Annotated in this window: 16 protein-coding genes; 12 read left to right on the top strand and 4 right to left on the bottom strand. The window is 59.9% G+C overall.

Going from position 1 to position 18,807, the window contains the following annotated elements; all coding sequences use genetic code 11:
* Positions 1-105 precede the first annotated feature (105 nt).
* The 10 genes from nuoG (at position 106) to KRR23_RS05075 (ending at position 11,111) form a co-directional block, all read left to right on the top strand.
* Positions 106-2,820, top strand: a complete 2,715-nt coding sequence (nuoG, locus tag KRR23_RS05120; protein WP_216741621.1) for an NADH-quinone oxidoreductase subunit NuoG — start codon at positions 106-108, stop codon at positions 2,818-2,820.
* Positions 2,817-3,824, top strand: a complete 1,008-nt coding sequence (gene nuoH / locus KRR23_RS05115; RefSeq protein ID WP_019689819.1) for an NADH-quinone oxidoreductase subunit NuoH — start codon at positions 2,817-2,819, stop codon at positions 3,822-3,824. The genes nuoG and nuoH overlap by 4 nt, the downstream gene beginning before the upstream one ends.
* Positions 3,825-3,833: 9 nt before the next feature.
* On the top strand, positions 3,834-4,382 hold the full coding sequence (gene nuoI / locus KRR23_RS05110; RefSeq protein ID WP_054597857.1) for an NADH-quinone oxidoreductase subunit NuoI: 549 nt from the start codon (positions 3,834-3,836) through the stop codon (positions 4,380-4,382).
* Positions 4,383-4,391: 9 nt separating this feature from the next.
* Positions 4,392-4,892: an NADH-quinone oxidoreductase subunit J gene (gene nuoJ / locus KRR23_RS05105; protein ID WP_019689817.1), complete on the top strand. Its 501-nt coding sequence runs from the start codon at positions 4,392-4,394 to the stop codon at positions 4,890-4,892.
* Positions 4,893-4,896: 4 nt separating this feature from the next.
* The gene (gene nuoK / locus KRR23_RS05100) at positions 4,897-5,205 is read left to right on the top strand and encodes an NADH-quinone oxidoreductase subunit NuoK (RefSeq protein ID WP_054597859.1); all 309 of its coding nucleotides are present in this window, start codon (positions 4,897-4,899) and stop codon (positions 5,203-5,205) included.
* Positions 5,202-7,055 carry an NADH-quinone oxidoreductase subunit L gene (gene nuoL / locus KRR23_RS05095; RefSeq protein WP_216741620.1) on the top strand — a complete coding sequence of 618 codons (1,854 nt, stop codon included), beginning with the start codon at positions 5,202-5,204 and terminating at the stop codon, positions 7,053-7,055. Before nuoK ends, nuoL begins: the two co-directional genes overlap by 4 nt.
* Before the next feature lie 39 nt (positions 7,056-7,094).
* The gene (nuoM, locus tag KRR23_RS05090) at positions 7,095-8,627 is read left to right on the top strand and encodes an NADH-quinone oxidoreductase subunit M (RefSeq protein WP_216741619.1); all 1,533 of its coding nucleotides are present in this window, start codon (positions 7,095-7,097) and stop codon (positions 8,625-8,627) included.
* Between the two features lie 7 nt (positions 8,628-8,634).
* Positions 8,635-10,098 (top strand): NADH-quinone oxidoreductase subunit NuoN, encoded by a 1,464-nt coding sequence (gene nuoN / locus KRR23_RS05085; RefSeq protein WP_019689813.1) that lies wholly within the window; start codon positions 8,635-8,637, stop codon positions 10,096-10,098.
* Between the two features lie 174 nt (positions 10,099-10,272).
* Positions 10,273-10,737 (top strand): type II toxin-antitoxin system Phd/YefM family antitoxin, encoded by a 465-nt coding sequence (locus KRR23_RS29025; RefSeq protein ID WP_253911930.1) that lies wholly within the window; start codon positions 10,273-10,275, stop codon positions 10,735-10,737.
* The gene (locus KRR23_RS05075; protein WP_216741618.1) at positions 10,734-11,111 is read left to right on the top strand and encodes a type II toxin-antitoxin system VapC family toxin; all 378 of its coding nucleotides are present in this window, start codon (positions 10,734-10,736) and stop codon (positions 11,109-11,111) included. Before KRR23_RS29025 ends, KRR23_RS05075 begins: the two co-directional genes overlap by 4 nt.
* Positions 11,112-11,191: 80 nt before the next feature.
* Here the strand turns inward: KRR23_RS05075 and cysS are convergent, their stop codons facing one another.
* Positions 11,192-12,574 (bottom strand): cysteine--tRNA ligase, encoded by a 1,383-nt coding sequence (gene cysS / locus KRR23_RS05070; protein WP_019689810.1) that lies wholly within the window; start codon positions 12,572-12,574, stop codon positions 11,192-11,194.
* 20 nt (positions 12,575-12,594) lie between these two features.
* On the bottom strand, positions 12,595-14,292 hold the full coding sequence (locus tag KRR23_RS05065) for a glutamine--tRNA ligase/YqeY domain fusion protein (protein ID WP_216741617.1): 1,698 nt from the start codon (positions 14,290-14,292) through the stop codon (positions 12,595-12,597).
* A 263-nt stretch (positions 14,293-14,555) separates the two neighbouring features.
* Here KRR23_RS05065 and KRR23_RS05060 point away from each other — a divergent pair, with 263 nt between their 5' ends.
* On the top strand, positions 14,556-15,059 hold the full coding sequence (locus tag KRR23_RS05060) for a peptidylprolyl isomerase (protein ID WP_216741616.1): 504 nt from the start codon (positions 14,556-14,558) through the stop codon (positions 15,057-15,059).
* Positions 15,056-15,808, top strand: coding sequence for a UDP-2,3-diacylglucosamine diphosphatase (locus tag KRR23_RS05055; RefSeq protein ID WP_216741615.1), 753 nt, complete (start codon positions 15,056-15,058; stop codon positions 15,806-15,808). The genes KRR23_RS05060 and KRR23_RS05055 overlap by 4 nt, the downstream gene beginning before the upstream one ends.
* A gap of 193 nt (positions 15,809-16,001) precedes the next feature.
* Here KRR23_RS05055 and KRR23_RS05050 read toward each other — a convergent pair whose 3' ends face one another.
* Both KRR23_RS05050 and KRR23_RS05045 read right to left on the bottom strand, forming a co-directional pair.
* Positions 16,002-17,531: a DHA2 family efflux MFS transporter permease subunit gene (locus KRR23_RS05050; RefSeq protein WP_216741614.1), complete on the bottom strand. Its 1,530-nt coding sequence runs from the start codon at positions 17,529-17,531 to the stop codon at positions 16,002-16,004.
* Positions 17,532-17,595: 64 nt separating this feature from the next.
* Positions 17,596-18,798 (bottom strand): HlyD family efflux transporter periplasmic adaptor subunit, encoded by a 1,203-nt coding sequence (locus KRR23_RS05045; protein ID WP_216741613.1) that lies wholly within the window; start codon positions 18,796-18,798, stop codon positions 17,596-17,598.
* Positions 18,799-18,807 lie beyond the last annotated feature (9 nt).

The raw sequence follows: 18,807 nt of genomic DNA, 5'->3' as shown, positions 1-18,807 counted from the left end.
CGCCTTTCGTCCGATGACGCCTTTCAAGGCTGTTTGGATTTGGACGGATAACAAGATTCCATTAGCCACGCCCGCTGACACCGGGCCAACGAAGAACTTTGAACCATGGCCACTATCCACGTAGACGGCAAAGAGCTCGAAGTCGATGGGGCAGACAACCTGTTACAGGCATGTCTGTCGCTAGGCCTCGATATCCCTTATTTCTGCTGGCACCCCGCCCTCGGCAGCGTTGGCGCTTGCCGCCAGTGCGCCGTCAAGCAGTACACCGACGAGAACGACAAGCGTGGTCGTATCGTCATGTCCTGCATGACCCCTGCGACCGACGGCAGCTGGATCTCCATCGATGACGAAGAAGCCAAAGTGTTTCGCGCAAGCGTCGTCGAATGGCTGATGACCAACCACCCGCACGACTGCCCCGTGTGCGAGGAAGGCGGTCACTGCCACCTGCAAGACATGACGGTCATGACCGGCCACAACGAGCGCCGTTACCGCTTCACCAAGCGTACCCACCAGAACCAGCAACTGGGCCCGTTCATTTCCCACGAAATGAACCGCTGCATCGCTTGCTACCGCTGCGTGCGCTTCTATAAGGACTACGCTGGCGGTACTGACCTCGGTGTGTTCGGCGCCCACGACAACGTGTACTTCGGTCGCGTTGAAGACGGCACCCTCGAAAGCGAGTTCTCCGGCAACCTCACCGAGGTCTGCCCGACCGGTGTGTTCACCGACAAGACTCACTCCGAGCGCTACAACCGTAAATGGGACATGCAGTTCTCGCCAAGCATCTGCCATGGCTGCTCCAGCGGTTGCAACATCAGCCCGGGTGAGCGTTACGGTGAACTGCGTCGCATCGAAAACCGTTTCAACGGTTCGGTCAACCAGTACTTCCTGTGCGACCGTGGCCGTTTCGGCTATGGCTACGTCAACCGCGAAGATCGCCCACGTCAGCCACTGCTGGCCAACGGCGCGAAGCTGAGCCTCGACGAAGCGCTGGATAAAGCCGCTGATTTGCTGCGCGGTCGCAACATCGTCGGTATCGGTTCGCCGCGTGCCAGCCTTGAAAGCAACTACGCCCTGCGCGAACTGGTCGGTGCAGAGCACTTCTACTCGGGCATCGAAGCTTCCGAGCTTGAGCGTATTCGCCTGGTCATGCAGGTACTGAAAGACAGCCCGCTGCCGATCCCGAACATGCGCGACGTCGAAGACCACGACGCGATTTTCGTCCTCGGTGAAGACCTGACCCAGACCGCTGCGCGCATGGCCCTGGCCCTGCGTCAATCGGTCAAAGGCAAAGCCGAAGACATGGCCGACGCGATGCGCGTTCAGCCTTGGCTCGACGCCGCGGTGAAAAACATCGGTCAGCACGCGCTGAACCCGCTGTTTATCGCAAGCCTGGCCGAAACCAAGCTTGACGACGTGGCTGAAGAATGTGTTCACGCCGCTCCAGACGACCTGGCACGTATCGGTTTCGCCGTGGCTCACGCCCTCGACGCCAGCGCTCCAGCCGTCGAAGGCCTGGACAGCGAAGCCCTCGAACTGGCTCAACGCATTGCCAACGCCCTGCTCGCGGCCAAGCGTCCGCTGATCATCGCCGGTACTTCGCTGGGCTCCAAAGCGCTGATCGAAGCGGCGGCGAACATCGCCAAAGCCCTGAAGCTGCGCGAGAAGAACGGCTCCATCAGCCTGATCGTGCCAGAGGCCAACAGCCTCGGCCTGGCCATGCTCGGCGGCGAATCGGTCGATGCTGCCCTGCAAGCGGTGATCTCTGGCCGCGCCGACGCCATCGTGGTGCTGGAAAACGATCTGTACACCCGTACCGACAAAGCCAAGGTCGATGCGGCCCTGACTGCCGCTAAAGTGGTGATCGTCGCCGACCATCAGAAAACCGCTACCAGCGATCGCGCGCACCTGGTTCTGCCAGCCGCCAGCTTCGCTGAAGGCGACGGTACGCTGGTCAGCCAGGAAGGCCGCGCCCAGCGCTTCTTCCAGGTCTTCGACCCGACTTACCTCGATGCAAGCATCCTGGTTCACGAAGGCTGGCGCTGGCTGCATGCCCTGCGCGCAACCCTGCTGAACCAGCCGATCGACTGGACCCAACTGGACCACGTCACCGCTGCCTGCGCCTCGAGCACTCCACAACTGGCCGCTATCGTCAACGCTGCACCGTCCGCTTCGTTCCGGATCAAAGGCCTGAAACTGGCTCGCGAACCGTTGCGTTACAGCGGCCGGACCGCCATGCGCGCCGACATCAGCGTGCACGAGCCGCGTACTTCCCAGGACAACGACACCGCGTTCTCGTTCTCCATGGAAGGTTACTCGGGCTCCGTCGAACCGCGTCAGCAAGTGCCATTCGCCTGGTCGCCGGGCTGGAACTCGCCGCAAGCGTGGAACAAGTTCCAGGACGAAGTCGGTGGCCACCTGCGTGCCGGTGATCCAGGTACTCGCCTGATCGAAAGCCAGGGTGATTCGCTGAACTGGTTCGCCAGTGTTCCGCGTGCCTTCAACCCGGCCCAGGGCACCTGGCAGGTTGTGCCGTTCTATCACCTGTTCGGCAGCGAAGAGAACTCTTCGAAAGCCGCGCCGGTCCAGGAACGCATTCCGGCCGCTTATGTGTCGCTGGCCAAGTCCGAAGCCGATCGCCTGGGCGTCAATGACGGTGCCATGCTGAGCTTGAACGTTGCCGGCCAGACCCTGCGTCTGCCGCTGCGCATCAACGAAGAACTGGGCGCCGGCCTGGTGGCGTTGCCTGCGGGTATCGCCGGCATTCCACCGGCAATCTTTGGCAAATCCGTTGACGGTCTGCAGGAGGCAGCGCAATGACCTTGTTCACTCCTGAAGTGATCGACATCATCATCGCGGTGCTCAAGGCCATCGTGATCCTGCTCGCCGTAGTGGTCTGCGGCGCGCTGTTGAGCTGGGTCGAGCGTCGCTTGCTCGCCCTCTGGCAGGACCGTTACGGTCCGAACCGCGTCGGCCCGTTCGGCGCGTTCCAGATCGCCGCCGACATGATCAAGATGTTCTTCAAGGAAGACTGGACGCCGCCGTTCGCCGACAAGGTGATTTTCACCCTGGCGCCGGTCGTGGCCATGAGCGCCTTGCTGATTGCCTTCGCGATCATCCCGATCACCCCGACCTGGGGCGTGGCGGACCTGAACATCGGCATCCTGTTCTTCTTCGCCATGGCCGGTCTGTCGGTCTACGCGGTGTTGTTCGCCGGCTGGTCGAGTAACAACAAGTTCGCCCTGCTGGGCAGCTTGCGGGCCTCGGCACAAACCGTGTCGTACGAAGTGTTCATGGGCCTGTCGTTGATGGGCATCGTGATCCAGGTCGGCTCGTTCAACATGCGCGACATCGTTGATTACCAGGCCCAGCACCTGTGGTTCGTCATTCCGCAGATCTTCGGTTTCCTGACCTTCTTCATTGCTGGCGTCGCCGTGACTCACCGTCACCCGTTCGACCAGCCGGAAGCGGAGCAGGAACTGGCCGACGGTTACCACATTGAATACGCCGGCATGAAATGGGGCATGTTCTTCGTCGGCGAGTACATCGGCATCGTGTTGATTTCGGCGCTGCTGGTAACCTTGTTCTTCGGTGGCTGGCACGGTCCGTTCGGCATTCTGCCGCAGATCCCGTTCATCTGGTTCGCACTGAAAACCGCGTTCTTCATCATGTTCTTCATCCTGCTGCGCGCCTCGATCCCGCGCCCACGGTATGACCAAGTGATGGACTTCAGCTGGAAGTTCTGCCTGCCGCTGACCCTCGTCAACATGCTGGTGACCGCTGCGATCGTGTTGCTCAACACGCCCGCCATCGCGGCTCAGTGAGGATAGAGAATCATGAAGTATATTTTTGACATCGTGCATGGCTTCTTCACCCAGCTTCGCAGCCTGGTGATGATCTTCGGCCACGCCTTCCGCAAGCGCGACACGCTGCAATACCCGGAAGAGGCGGTGTACCTGCCGCCGCGCTTTCGTGGACGTATCGTCCTGACCCGCGACCCCGACGGTGAAGAGCGTTGCGTTGCCTGCAACCTGTGCGCCGTGGCGTGCCCGGTCGGTTGCATCTCGCTGCAGAAAGCCGAAACCGAAGACGGTCGCTGGTACCCGGAGTTTTTCCGTATCAACTTCTCGCGCTGCATTTTCTGTGGCCTCTGCGAGGAAGCCTGCCCGACCACCGCGATCCAGCTGACACCGGATTTCGAAATGGCCGAGTTCAAGCGTCAGGACCTGGTTTACGAGAAAGAAGATCTGTTGATCGCAGGACCCGGCAAAAACCCTGACTACAACTTCTATCGTGTTGCAGGTATGGCCATTGCTGGCAAGCCGAAAGGCTCCGCGCAGAATGAAGCCGAACCGATCAACGTGAAGAGCTTGCTGCCTTAAGGAAGAAAGATGGAATTCGCTTTCTATTTCGCGTCAGGAGTTGCCGTTGTGTCCACGCTTCGCGTGATCACCAACACCAATCCTGTACACGCCCTGCTCTACCTGATTATTTCGCTGCTCGCCGTGGCGATGACCTTTTTCAGCCTCGGTGCTCCATTTGCCGGTGTACTGGAAGTGATCGCCTACGCCGGCGCCATCATGGTGCTGTTCGTGTTCGTGGTGATGATGCTGAACCTCGGCCCCGCCTCGGTTCAGCAAGAGCGCGTCTGGCTCAAGCCCGGTATCTGGGCGGGGCCGGTGGTACTGGCTGCGCTGCTGCTGGCTGAATTGCTGTATGTGCTGTTCAGCCATTCCAGCGGCACCGGCGTCGGCCACACCACCGTAGACGCCAAGGCCGTGGGCATCAGCCTGTTCGGTCCTTATCTGCTGGTGGTCGAACTCGCCTCGATGCTGCTGCTCGCTGCAGCCGTCACGGCGTTCCACTTGGGCCGCAACGAGGCGAAGGAGTAACTTTATGCCTGCTATCCCTCTCGAGCATGGTCTGGCGGTTGCCGGCATCCTGTTCTGCCTCGGTCTGGTTGGCCTGATGGTCCGCCGCAACATTCTTTTCGTGCTGATGAGCCTGGAGGTGATGATGAATGCCTCCGCACTGGCGTTCATCGTTGCCGGTAGCCGTTGGGGCCAGCCGGATGGACAGATCATGTTCATCCTGGTGATCAGCCTGGCAGCCGCCGAGGCCAGTATTGGCCTGGCGATTCTGTTGCAGCTGCATCGCCGCTTCCACACTCTCGATATCGACGCTGCCAGCGAGATGCGCGGATGAACCTTCTCTATCTGACTTTCGTATTCCCCCTGATCGGTTTCCTGCTGCTGTCGTTCTCACGCGGCCGCCTCTCGGAAAACCTCTCGGCGCTGATCGGCGTCGGCTCCATCGGCCTCTCGGCGATCGTTGCTGCCTATGTGATCTGGCAGTTCAACGTCGCGCCGCCTGAAGGCGGTCACGTCACCCAGGTGTTGTGGCAGTGGATGTCGGTAGGCGACTTCAAGCCGAACTTCGCCCTGTACCTGGATGGCCTGTCCGTGACCATGCTGGGTGTGGTCGTCGGCGTGGGCTTCCTGATCCACCTGTTCGCGTCCTGGTACATGCGCGGTGAAGACGGTTACTCGCGCTTCTTCGCGTACACCAACCTGTTTATCGCCAGCATGCTGTTCCTGGTGCTGGGCGATAACCTGTTGTTCCTGTACTTCGGTTGGGAAGGCGTGGGCCTGTGCAGCTACCTGTTGATCGGTTTCTACTACAGCAACCGCAACAACGGTAACGCCGCACTCAAAGCCTTCATCGTCACCCGTATCGGCGACGTGTTCATGGCCATCGGCCTGTTCATCCTGTTCCAGCAGTTGGGCACGCTGAACATTCAAGAGCTGCTGGTCAAAGCGCCTGAGCACTTCAAGACCGGTGACTTCTGGATCGTCATGGCGACCCTGATGCTGCTGGGCGGCGCTGTCGGTAAATCCGCACAACTGCCGCTGCAAACCTGGCTGGCGGATGCAATGGCCGGTCCTACCCCGGTTTCGGCACTGATCCACGCCGCGACGATGGTGACCGCCGGTGTCTACCTGATCGCCCGTACGCACGGTCTGTTCGCCCTGGCGCCGGATATCCTGCACCTGGTCGGCATCGTCGGCGGTGTGACCCTGGTGCTCGCCGGTTTCGCAGCCCTGGTACAAACCGACATCAAACGTATCCTCGCCTACTCGACCATGAGCCAGATCGGCTACATGTTCCTGGCGCTGGGCGTGGGTGCCTGGGAAGGCGCGATCTTCCACCTGATGACCCACGCGTTCTTCAAGGCCCTGCTGTTCCTTGCTTCCGGTTCGGTGATCGTTGCCTGCCACCACGAGCAGAACATCTTCAAGATGGGCGGTCTGTGGAAGAAACTGCCACTGGCCTACGCCAGCTTCATCGTCGGCGGCGCGGCCCTTGCGGCCCTGCCACTGGTAACCGCAGGTTTCTACTCGAAAGACGAAATCCTCTGGGAAGCCTTCGCCAGCGGCAACCACGGTCTGCTCTATGCCGGTCTGGTGGGTGCCTTCATGACCTCGCTGTACACCTTCCGCCTGATCTTCATCGCGTTCCACGGTGAAGTGAAGACCGAAGCCCACGCCGGCCACGGCATTGCTCACTGGCTGCCACTGTCGGTGCTGATCGTACTGTCGACCGCCATTGGCGCGATGATCGTTCCGCCACTGCACGGCGTACTGCCAGAAAGCGTTGGCCATGCCGGCGGCGAAGCCAAGCACAGCCTGGAACTGGCCTCGGGTGCTATCGCCCTGTCCGGTATCCTGCTGGCCGCGCTGCTGTTCCTCGGCAAGCGTCGCTTCGTCACCGCCATCGCCAACAGCGGCATCGGCCGTCTGCTGACAGCCTGGTGGTTCGCGGCCTGGGGCTTCGACTGGATCTACGACAAACTGTTCGTCAAGCCGTACCTTGCGATCAGCCACATGCTGCGCAAAGACCCGTTCGACCAAACCATCGGTTTGATCCCGCGTATGGCCAAAGGGGGTCACAACTCCCTGAGCCGTACCGAAACAGGTCAACTGCGTTGGTACGCCGCCTCGATGGCTGCTGGTGCCGTGCTGGTTATCGGCGCTGTCGTGCTGGTAGCGGTCTGATATGAACCTTGCGAACTTGCGAAAGGAAACGAGCCCGTCATGATTTTGCCATGGCTAATCCTGATCCCCTTCATCGGCGGCCTGCTGTGCTGGATGGGTGAGCGCTTCGGCGCTACCCTCCCCCGCTGGATTGCGCTGTTGACCATGTCCCTGGAACTCGCTCTCGGCCTCTGGCTGTGGGCCCACGGTAACTATTCATTTGCACCGGCACCTGGCGCCGATCCGACCTGGGCGCTTGAATTCAAGCACGTCTGGATCGAGCGCTTCGGCATCAACGTGCACCTGGCCCTCGACGGCCTGTCGCTGTTGATGATCATGCTGACCGGTCTGCTGGGTGTCCTCTCGGTACTCTGCTCGTGGAAAGAGATCCAGCGTCATGTTGGCTTCTTCCACCTGAACCTGATGTGGATCCTGGGCGGTGTCGTCGGCGTGTTCCTGGCCCTCGACCTGTTCATGTTCTTCTTCTTCTGGGAAATGATGCTGGTGCCGATGTACTTCCTCATCGCGCTCTGGGGTCACAGTTCTTCGGACGGCAAGAAAACCCGGATCTACGCGGCGACCAAGTTCTTCATCTTCACTCAGGCCAGCGGCCTGATCATGTTGGTGGCGATCCTGGGTCTGGTACTGGTCAACTTCAACAGCACAGGCGTGATTACCTTCAACTACGCCGACCTGTTGAAAACCAAGATGTCGCTGACCACCGAGTACGTTCTGATGCTCGGCTTCTTCATCGCCTTCGCGGTGAAGCTGCCAGTAGTGCCGTTCCACTCCTGGCTGCCGGATGCTCACGCACAGGCACCGACTGCGGGTTCCGTTGACCTGGCCGGTATTCTGCTGAAGACCGCTGCGTACGGTCTGCTGCGTTTCGCCCTGCCGTTGTTCCCGAATGCGTCGGCCGAGTTCGCGCCGTTCGCCATGGCCCTGGGCCTGGTCGGGATCTTCTACGGTGCGTTCCTGGCTTTCGCCCAGACCGACATCAAGCGTCTGGTTGCGTACTCCAGCGTTTCGCACATGGGCTTCGTACTGATCGGCATCTACTCCGGCAGCCAACTGGCCCTGCAAGGCGCAGTGATCCAGATGCTCGCGCACGGCCTGTCGGCAGCGGCACTCTTTATCCTCTGCGGCCAGCTCTACGAGCGCACCCACACTCGCGACATGCGTGAGATGGGCGGCCTGTGGTCGAAGATCGCCTACCTGCCCGCCATCAGCCTGTTCTTCGCTGCAGCCTCGTTGGGCTTGCCGGTGACCGGTAACTTCGTCGGTGAGTTCCTGATCCTGATCGGCACCTTTGCCAGCGCGCCGTGGGTCACCGTGATCGCGACCGCCGGCCTGGTGTTCGGTTCGGTCTACTCGCTGATCATGATTCACCGTGCCTACTTCGGTCCGTCCAAATCGGATGCCGTGCTGCATGGCATGGATACTCGCGAAATGATCATGGTGGTTGGACTGGCGGCACTGCTGATTTACATCGGCGTCTACCCGCAACCGTTCCTCGATACCTCTGCCGCGACGATGCATGGCGTGCAGCAATGGTTCGGTACCGCCTTCACTCAACTCGCTTCGGCCCGGTAAGAGCGCTATGGACTTTACGATTCAACACTTTATCGCGCTTGCGCCATTGTTGATCACCAGCGCCACGATCATCGTGGTGATGCTGGCGATCGCCTGGCGCCGCAACCACTCACAGACCTTCCTGCTGTCGGTAGCGGGTCTGAACCTGGCCTTGCTGTCGATCCTGCCAGCCCTGAAAGTCGCGCCTCTGGCCGTGACGCCCTTGCTGCAGATTGACAGCTTTGCCTGCCTGTACATGGCGCTGATCCTGGTCGCCACCCTCGCTTGCGTTACCCTCGCCCATGCCTACCTCGGCGAAGGCGGTACGGGTTACCCGGGCAACCGTGAAGAACTGTACCTGCTGATCCTGATGGCTGCCGCCGGTGGCCTGGTTCTGGTCAGCGCGCAGCACCTGGCCGGGTTGTTCGTTGGTCTGGAACTGCTCTCGGTACCGGTCTACGGTCTGGTGGCCTATGCCTTCTTCAACAAGCGCTCACTGGAAGCCGGCATCAAGTACATGGTGCTGTCGGCAGCCGGTTCGGCGTTCCTGTTGTTCGGTATGGCCCTGCTCTACGCCGAAGCCGGCACCCTGAGCTTCAGCGGCATCGGCCACGCCCTTGCGGCCACCGGCCTGCCAAGCCCGCTGGCGCAGATGGGCCTGGGCATGATGCTGATCGGCCTGGCGTTCAAACTGTCGCTGGTACCGTTCCACCTCTGGACGCCGGACGTCTACGAAGGTGCTCCGGCACCGGTTGCAGCGTTCCTGGCCACCGCCTCGAAAGTTGCCGTATTCGCGGTCATGGTGCGTCTGTTCCAGATCTCGCCAGTGGCCAGCAGCGGTGTGTTGAGCACCGTGCTGACCGTGATCGCGATTGCCTCGATCCTGTTCGGTAACCTGTTGGCGCTGACCCAGAGCAACCTCAAGCGTCTGCTGGGTTACTCGTCCATCGCGCACTTCGGTTACCTGCTGATCGCCCTGGTGGCGAGCAAGGGTCTGGCGATGGAAGCCATCGGCGTGTACCTGGTCACCTACGTGATCACCAGCCTCGGTGCTTTCGGCGTGATCACCCTGATGTCCTCGCCGTACAAAGGTCGTGACGCAGACGCGCTGTACGAGTACCGCGGCCTGTTCTGGCGTCGTCCGTACCTGACCGCCGTTCTGACCGTGATGATGTTGTCGCTGGCCGGTATCCCGCTGACCGCAGGCTTCATCGGCAAGTTCTACATCATCGCCACCGGTGTCGAATCTCACCAATGGTGGCTGGTCGGCTCCCTGGTACTGGGCAGCGCCATCGGCGTCTTCTACTACCTGCGCGTCATGGTCACCCTATACCTGATCGAGCCAAACCTGCGTCGCGTCGACGCTCAGTTGCACTGGGAACAAAAGGCAGGCGGCGTGATGCTGCTGGCCATCGCAGTGCTGGCGTTCTTCCTCGGCCTGTACCCACAGCCGTTGTTGGCACTGGTTCAGCAGACTGGCCTGGCGGGTTGATCGCTTAAGCGACACGCAGCAAAAACAGAAACGGCACCTTCGGGTGCCGTTTTTGCGTTTGGGGGGACTGCTCTCCCCTTTCTCGGAATATGCCTGCAAAGAGACCGGTGGCAGCTGACATCCAGCTGATGCTACTGAGCGCTAAGGTGAGTGACGGGCTATCAGGAGCATTCGATGAAACGGGGTATTTTTTCAGAAGTGGTCGAAGGTTTTAAATGCCTGGCGACTGAGCAACAACGCAACATTCTGGTAAGGGGTATTCCCGAATCGCCAGCAACTTCAATAACCTATCGACCTTTCACCGCTAACTCGACACATGACAACTTGACCTATTGTCCGCTCACCTTTGCCTACCCAAAAAATTCTGGCTATATTTGTCCAGAATATTGGAGGGGCATCATGATCATCGTTCCGTTAGGTGAAGCAAAAAACAATTTGTCCAAACTGGTCGATGACGCTGCTTCCGGACAGATCATCACGATCGCTAAACATGGCCGAGCCCTTGCCCGCCTTGTTCCCGTGGGAAAACCCTCCGGACGGCGCATCGGAGCGATGAAAGGCAAACTGACCCTGCCTGCAGACTTTGATGCGCCGCTACCGGACGAGATGCTGGACGCATTTGAAGGGACTCATGGATGAGGGTCTTACTCGATACACATATTCTGCTTTGGACTCTCAGTGATGACCCAAGACTATCCGGCAGAGCCAGAAAACTCATTGAGAGCGCCGCTGAGATTTACATCAGCGCAGCTACTTTCTGGGAGATGGCGATCAAGGTTGGGCTGGGAAAGCTAAGCGTTGATTTGGAAGAGGTTCGAGAATACTGCCTCGAAAGCGGTTTCATAGAGTTGCCTGTCACTTCAGAACACGCCATTGCAGTGAAAGACCTCGAACATCACCATCGCGATCCGTTCGATCGCCTTATTGTTGCAACTGCAATCACAGAACCAATGAAGCTACTCACCGCCGACCCTTTAGTCGCCAAATACACATCACTCGCTATTTTGGTTTAACCCGTTCTATCTCGACAAAGATTACGTCCATCAAACAAAAACCCGCACAAGGCGGGTTTTGTTTTTAGCTCAAGCAGGCTTTAGTCAGCCAGACGCCAGGTCGTGCCGCCCTTGCCGTCTTCCAGCACCACACCCATGGCGGTGAGCTGGTCGCGGATGCGGTCCGACTCGGCCCAGTCCTTGTTGGCACGGGCGGTCAGGCGCGCCTGAATCAGCGCCTCGACTTCTGCTGCATCAACCCGGCCTTCAGCGCCGGCTTGCAGGAAGTCATCGGCTTCAAGCTGCAACACGCCAAGCACACTGGCCAGTTCTTTCAAGCGCGCCGCCAGACCTGCCGCCGCGTTCAAATCGCTCTCACGCAGACGGTTGATCTCGCGCACCATCTCGAACAGCACCGCACAGGCTTCCGGCGTGCCGAAGTCGTCGTTCATCACCTGGGTGAAACGTTCGACAAAGGCTTCGCCACCGGCGGCCGGAACCGTCGGCAGGCCTTTCAACGCGTGGTAGAAACGCTCCAGAGCGCCTTTGGCGTCCTTGAGGTTGTCTTCCGAATAGTTGATCGCGCTGCGGTAATGGCTCGACACCAGCAGGTAGCGCACGACTTCCGGGTGGTACTTGTCGAGCACGTCGCGAATGGTGAAGAAGTTGTTCAAGGACTTGGACATCTTCTCGCCATTGATGCGAATCATCCCGCAGTGCATCCACGCGTTGGCGTAGGTCTTGCCGGTAGCCGCTTCGCTCTGGGCAATTTCGTTTTCATGGTGCGGAAACTCGAGGTCGCTGCCGCCGCCATGAATATCGAAGGTCTCGCCGAGGCAGCAGGTCGACATCACCGAGCACTCGATGTGCCAGCCCGGACGCCCGGCGCCCCACGGCGATTCCCAGCTCGGCTCGCCCGGTTTGGCGGCTTTCCACAGCACGAAGTCCAGCGGGTCCTGTTTCGACTCGTCGACTTCGATGCGGGCGCCGATGCGCAGGTCTTCGATCTTCTTGCGCGACAGCTTGCCGTAGCCCATGAACTTCGCGACGCGGTAGTACACGTCGCCATTACCCGGTGCGTAGGCGTAGCCCTTGTCGATCAGGGTCTGGATCATCGCGTGCATGCCGGCAATGTGGCCGGTGGCGCGCGGCTCCATGTCCGGCTTGAGGATGTTCAAGCGCGACTCGTCTTCGTGCATCGCCGCGATCATGCGCTCGGTCAACGCTTCGAACGACTCGCCGTTTTCACGGGCGCGATTGATGATCTTGTCGTCGATGTCGGTGATGTTGCGCACGTAGGTCAGGTCATAACCGCTGAACCGCAGCCAGCGGGTCACCAGGTCGAACGCGACCATGCTGCGGCCGTGGCCCAGGTGGCAGTAGTCGTACACGGTCATCCCGCAGACGTACATGCGCACCTTGTTGCCATCCAGCGGCTTGAAGACTTCTTTGCTCTTGGTGAGCGTGTTGTAGATCGTAAGCACGTTAATTCCTTGACGCTAAATCACTGGCCCCACGAATCACGCAGGGTCACGGTACGGTTGAATACCGGCTGACCTGGTTTCGAGTCCTTGATATCCGCAACGAAGTAACCTTCGCGCTCGAACTGGAAACGGTCTTCCGGCTGTGCGTTGCCCAACGAGGGTTCAGCACGACAACCGGTGAGGACTTGCAGTGAGTCAGGGTTGATGTTGTCCAGGAAACTCGCGCTGTCTTCGGCCTTCTCCGGGTTCGGCGAACGGAACAGGCGATCGTACAGACGCACTTCGCACTCGACGCTGGCCGCGGCCGGCACCCAGTGGATCACGCCTTTGACCTTGCGGCCTTCAGGGTTCTTGCCCAGGGTTTCAGGGTCATACGAGCAACGCAGTTCGACGATGTTGCCATCGGCGTCCTTGATCGCTTCGTCGGCACGGATCACGTAGCTGCCGCGCAGGCGCACTTCACCGGCTGGCTCCAGGCGCTTGTAGCCCTTCGGTGGCTCTTCCATGAAGTCTTCACGGTCGATGTAGATCTCACGGGCGAATGGCAGAACCCGCACGCCCATGTCTTCTTTCGGGTGGCACGCCAGTTCGAGGTTTTCGACCTGGCCTTCCGGGTAGTTGGTGATCACGACTTTCAGCGGACGCAGCACGCACATGGCGCGCGGGGCACTGTGGTCGAGGTCGTCACGGATGCTGAATTCGAGCATGCCGAAGTCGACGACGCCGTCGGAACGGTTGGTGCCGATCATTTCGCAGAAGTTGCGGATCGATTTCGGCGTGTAGCCACGGCGGCGGAAGCCCGACAGCGTGGACATTCGAGGATCGTCCCAGCCATTGACGTGCTTTTCATCGACCAGTTGCTTGAGCTTGCGCTTGCTGGTGATGGTGTAGTTCAGGTTCAGACGGCTGAACTCGTACTGACGCGGGTGCGCCGGCACTGGCAGGCTGTCGAGGAACCAGTCGTACAGCGGACGATGGCTTTCGAACTCCAGGGTGCAGATCGAATGGGTGATGCCTTCGATGGCGTCCGACTGACCGTGGGTGAAGTCGTAGTTCGGGTAAATGCACCACTTGTCACCGGTCTGGTGGTGATGGGCATGACGGATGCGGTACATGATCGGGTCGCGCAGGTTCATGTTCGGCGAGGCCATGTCGATCTTGGCCCGCAGCACGCGTGCGCCGTCCTTGAACTCGCCGGCCTTCATGCGGGCGAACAGGTCGAGGTTTTCCTCAATCGAGCGGTCGCGGAACGGGCTGTTCTTGCCCGGCTCGGTCAGGCTGCCGCGGTATTCCTTGGCTTGTTCAGGGGTCAGGTCGTCGACGTAGGCCTTGCCCGCCTTGATCAGCTCGACCGCCCACTCGTGCAACTGGTCGAAATACTGCGAGGCATAGCGCACTTCACCGGACCACTCAAAGCCCAGCCACTTGACGTCGCTTTCGATGGCGTCGATGTATTCCTGGTCTTCCTTGGCCGGGTTGGTGTCGTCGAAACGCAGGTGCGTCACGCCACCGAACTCCTGGGCCAGGCCGAAGTTCACACAGATCGACTTGGCGTGACCGATGTGCAGGTAGCCGTTGGGCTCAGGCGGGAAACGGGTGACGATCTGCGTGTGCTTACCCGAGTCCAGATCCGCCTGGATGATCGGCCGCAGGAAATTGACCGGCACGGCAGGGCCAGTCTTGGAATTCGAGGTAGGGTCGACAGTGGGCTTGCTCATAGGATCCTTGAACGTACAAGTGCGTGGCCAGAATAAAGGGCCTGACAAAACAAAGCCGCTATCATAGCCGATGCGGTCAAGCGCCTGACAGAGCAGGCCCTAAAACAGGTGCGTTTAATGCACCTGATTTGAAAAACAGCCTCGAAATTCGCGGCCATCGCGCTAAACTGCGCACCTTGGCGATTTTTTGCCAAACAGGTACGGGCTCGCACGCGTCACGCGGCGCCCCGAAAGCCACGAATTCCTTGAATAGAGTAGTAATCATGACTCAAGTCAAACTGACCACCAACCACGGCGACATCGTCCTGGAACTGAACGCCGAGAAAGCCCCGATCACCGTGGCCAACTTCATCGAATACGTTAAAGCCGGTCACTACGAAAACACCGTTTTCCACCGTGTCATCGGCAACTTCATGATCCAGGGCGGCGGTTTCGAGCCAGGCATGAAGGAAAAGAAAGACAAGCGTCCAAGCATCCAGAACGAAGCTGACAACGGTCTTTCCAACGACAAGTACACCGTCGCCATGGCGCGCACCATGGAGCCGCATTCGGCTTCCGCACAATTCTTCATCAACGTCGCTGACAACAGCTTCCTCAACCACAGCGGCAAGAACGCTCAGGGCTGGGGTTATGCCGTGTTCGGCAAAGTGACCGCCGGCACCGACGTTGTCGACAAGATCAAAGGTGTTTCGACCACCATGAAGTCCGGCCACCAGGACGTACCCGCAGACGACGTGATCATCGAGAAAGCCGAGATCATTGAGTGATATTGCTGATTTCAGATTTACATCTGGAAGAGGAACGCCCGGACATTACCCGGGCGTTTCTGGATTTGCTCGCCACCCGTGCCCGTTCGGCACAAGCGTTGTACATACTCGGCGACTTTTTCGAGGTGTGGATTGGCGACGACGCCATGAGCCCCTTCCAACGCTCCATCTGCCAGGCCCTGCGCGAACTTAGCGACAGCGGCACGGCAATCTTTCTGATGCACGGCAATCGTGATTTTCTGCTCGGCAAGGCCTTCTGCAAAACAGCCGGCTGCACCTTGCTCAAGGATCCTAGTGTCGTGCAACTTGCAGGTGAGCCGGTGCTGTTGATGCACGGCGACAGCCTGTGTACCCGTGACGAAAGCTACATGAAACTGCGCCGTTATCTGCGCAACCCCATCAGCTTGTTCATCCTGCGCCATCTGCCGCTGCGCACCCGCCGCAAACTGGCGCGCAAGCTACGCAGCGAAAGCCGCGCGCAAACCCGGATGAAAGCCAACGACATCGTCGATGTGACCCCCGAGGAAATCCCGCGGATCATGCAGCAATACGGCGTGAAAACCCTGGTCCACGGCCACACCCACCGCCCCGCCATCCACAAATTGCAGATTGGCGAGCAAGCGGCCAAGCGTATTGTGCTGGGGGATTGGGATCGCCAGGGCTGGGCGTTGCAGGTGGATGAGCAGGGGTTTCAGCTGGCGGCGTTTGATTTTGTACCGCCGCCACAGCTGGCATTGCCGAACGGCTGAAAACCACCCCTCACCCCAACCCTCCCGAAACGTCGGACCGCCCCAAGGGGGAGAGGGAGCAGATCTTCATCGTTTTCAGACCTGAGCTCGACTCGATATTTCAGGTCACAGTAACTCTGAAAAACACCTCGGTCAGTCCCCTCGCCCCTCTGGGGAGAGGGTTAGGGTGAGGGGTGGTTCTTGAGCCTTAAACTCAATGTCCGCTCGCCTCCGGCCCCGCCTTCGCCGCAAACGGCGGCTTGGCCAGCCATACCAGCAGAATCAATCCCATAAAGCCCCAGCCCAGCAGCGTGAAGTAATCCACGGTGGAAAGCATGTACGCCTGGCTGGTCAGCAGGTGATCGAGCTGCGCATACGCCGGATTCCCCGCCCCACCCAACGTATTCAGCGTATCGCGGGTCGCCGGGTCGAAGGTGCTGAGGCTTTCGCTCAGGTAAGCATGATGCTGATCGGCGCGACGGATCCAGATCCAGGTGGTCAGAGATGCCGCAAAGCTGCCGCCCAGGGTCCGCAAGAATGTCGCCAGGCCCGCGCCATCGGCGATCTGATGCGGTGGCAGGTCCGACATCAGAATGCTCAGGGTCGGCATGAAGAACAGCGCTACGCCAATCCCCATGAACAACTGCACCAGTGCCACGTGTTGGAAGTCCACCTCATTGGTGAAGCCGGCGCGCATGAAGCAGCTCAGGCCAATTGCCAGGAACGCCAGCCCGGCCAGCAGCCGCAGGTCGAACCTGTGCGCGTACTTGCCGACAAACGGCGACATCAGCACCGGCAGAATACCGATCGGTGCCACCGCCAATCCGGCCCAGGTCGCGGTGTAGCCCATCTGGGTTTGCAGCCACTGCGGCAGAATCAGGTTGATGCCAAAGAACCCGGCGTAACCCAGGACCAACACGATGGTACCGATACGGAAATTGCGATAGGCAAACAGCCGCAGATTCACCACCGGGTGCTTGTCGGTCATCTCCCAGATCACGAACACCGCCAGCGCAATCGCCGAAATAGCCGCACCGATACTGATGAAGTTCGACTCGAACCAGTCCAGGTCATTGCCCTTGTCGAGGATGATCTGCAACGCGCCGACACCAATGATCAATGTAATCAGACCGACGTAATCCATGGGTTGGTAACTCGTCACCACTGGCCGCGCCTTCAGTTGCTGGCGCACGACCATTACCGCGAAAATCCCGATGGGTACGTTGATAAAGAAGATCCACGGCCAGCTGTAGCTGTCGGTAATCCAGCCGCCGAGGATGGGACCGGCAATCGGCGCCACCACCGTCACCATCGCCAGCAGCGCCAGGGCCATGCCGCGCCTGGCCGGCGGATAGACCGCGATCAGCAGGGTCTGGGTCATCGGATACAAGGGACCTGCCACCAGGCCTTGAAGTACGCGAAAGCCGATCAGCTCAGGCATCGAGGTCGAGATCCCGCAGAGGAACGACGCCAGCACGAACAAAATCGTAGCCCACAGAAACAGCTTCACTTCACCGAAGCGCCGGCTCAGCCAGCCGGTCAGCGGCAGCGCGATGGCGTTGCTCACGGCGAACGACGTGATGACCCAGGTGCCCTGCTCCGAACTCACGCCCAGGTTGCCGGAAATGGTCGGCAAGGCCACGTTGGCGATGGTGGTGTCGAGCACCTGCATGAAGGTCGCCAGCGACAGGCCAATGGTGCTGAGCACCAGGCTGGGCGGCTTGAAAGACGCGTTAATACTCATCGCGAATCCTTTGAAACGAGGCAGTCGCTGCGACCGTTACGGCCGCAGCTGAGGGATTGGCGAATCAGCGTTGAGCGGTTTTGGCCGCCAGTGAGCTGTTGTCGTGGATCAAGCGGGTAATCATCGCGTCGGCCTCGGCCAACTGACGGTCGTAGACGTTGGTGCTGAACGAAGCCTTTTGTGGCGATTGCTGCGCCAGCACCGGACCGCTCTGGTCGTGCAGGTTGACGCTGACCATCGTCGACAGGCCCACCCGCAATGGATGGGCGGCCAGTTGCTCGACGTTGATGTGAATCCGCACCGGCACCCGCTGAACGATCTTGATCCAGTTACCGGTCGCGTTTTGCGCCGGCAGCAAGGCAAATGCGCTACCGGTCCCGGCGCCAAGGCTGTCGATGGTGCCGTTGTATTTCACTTCGCTGCCATAGAGGTCGGCTTCGATGTCCACCGGCTGACCGATACGCATGTCACGCAGCTGGGTTTCCTTGAAGTTGGCGTCGATCCACAGTTGATCCAGCGGGATCACCGCCATCAACGCAGTGCCCGGCTGGACCCGTTGGCCAAGCTGTACGGTGCGCTTGGCCACATAACCGGTGACCGGTGCGATCAGCGTGCTGCGGGCGTTGGCCAAGTAAGCCTGACGCACTTGTGCAGCAGCGGCCTGGACGTCCGGGTGAGACGAAACCACCGTGTCATCGACCAGCGCGCTGGTGGTGGCGAGTTGCTGCTGCGCATTGGCCAGGGCGTTCTGCGCCGAGGTCAGGTCATCCCGTGCGTGGGACAATTCTTCCTGGGAAATCGCACCGCCCGCCGCCAGATTCTTCCGGCGATTGAAGTTGTCCTGAGCCTTCTGCACTTCGGCTTTCTGCGCGTTGACCTGGGCTTTCATGCCGTCAACGTTGCTGTACAGGCCACGCACCTGGCGCACAGTGCGGGCCAGATTGGCTTGTGCACTTTGCAGGCCGACTTGCGCGTCGTTCGGGTCGAAGTTGACCAGCACCTGGCCTTCGTGGACCAGATCGCCATCGTCTGCACCGATGCTGACAACCGTGCCGGTGACCAGCGGAGTGATTTCCACCACGTTGCCGTTGACGTAGGCATCGTCGGTGCTTTCGCTCCAGCGTCCGTAGAGTTCGTGCCAGCCCCAGACACCCAGGCAGCCAACAATCACCAGGATCGTCAGCACCAGCAGCATGAATTTGCGCTTGCCTGGGTTGCCCGCGTCTTGGGCGCTTTCAGGCGTTGGGTTGTTTTCGATAGTGGCCATGACAAGTAC

The organism is Pseudomonas sp. CVAP#3 (assembly GCF_018986375.1).
GTDB lineage: Bacteria > Pseudomonadota > Gammaproteobacteria > Pseudomonadales > Pseudomonadaceae > Aquipseudomonas > Aquipseudomonas helvetica.
The sequence above is the reverse complement of the archived record's forward strand: the minus strand, read 5'-3'. Positions and strand labels throughout refer to the sequence as shown.

Bases quoted from the DNA above. Each gene is read 5' to 3' on its own strand.
- nuoG (WP_216741621.1), top strand. From the start codon at position 106: ATGGCCACTATCCACGTAGACGGCAAAGAGCTCGAAGTCGATGGGGCA.
- nuoH (WP_019689819.1), top strand. From the start codon at position 2,817: ATGACCTTGTTCACTCCTGAAGTGATCGACATCATCATCGCGGTGCTC.
- nuoJ (WP_019689817.1), top strand. From the start codon at position 4,392: ATGGAATTCGCTTTCTATTTCGCGTCAGGAGTTGCCGTTGTGTCCACG.
- nuoK (WP_054597859.1), top strand. From the start codon at position 4,897: ATGCCTGCTATCCCTCTCGAGCATGGTCTGGCGGTTGCCGGCATCCTG.
- nuoL (WP_216741620.1), top strand. From the start codon at position 5,202: ATGAACCTTCTCTATCTGACTTTCGTATTCCCCCTGATCGGTTTCCTG.
- nuoM (WP_216741619.1), top strand. From the start codon at position 7,095: ATGATTTTGCCATGGCTAATCCTGATCCCCTTCATCGGCGGCCTGCTG.
- nuoN (WP_019689813.1), top strand. From the start codon at position 8,635: ATGGACTTTACGATTCAACACTTTATCGCGCTTGCGCCATTGTTGATC.
- KRR23_RS29025 (WP_253911930.1), top strand. From the start codon at position 10,273: ATGAAACGGGGTATTTTTTCAGAAGTGGTCGAAGGTTTTAAATGCCTG.
- KRR23_RS05075 (WP_216741618.1), top strand. From the start codon at position 10,734: ATGAGGGTCTTACTCGATACACATATTCTGCTTTGGACTCTCAGTGAT.
- KRR23_RS05065 (WP_216741617.1), bottom strand. From the start codon at position 14,292: ATGAGCAAGCCCACTGTCGACCCTACCTCGAATTCCAAGACTGGCCCT.
- KRR23_RS05060 (WP_216741616.1), top strand. From the start codon at position 14,556: ATGACTCAAGTCAAACTGACCACCAACCACGGCGACATCGTCCTGGAA.
- KRR23_RS05050 (WP_216741614.1), bottom strand. From the start codon at position 17,531: ATGAGTATTAACGCGTCTTTCAAGCCGCCCAGCCTGGTGCTCAGCACC.
- KRR23_RS05045 (WP_216741613.1), bottom strand. From the start codon at position 18,798: ATGGCCACTATCGAAAACAACCCAACGCCTGAAAGCGCCCAAGACGCG.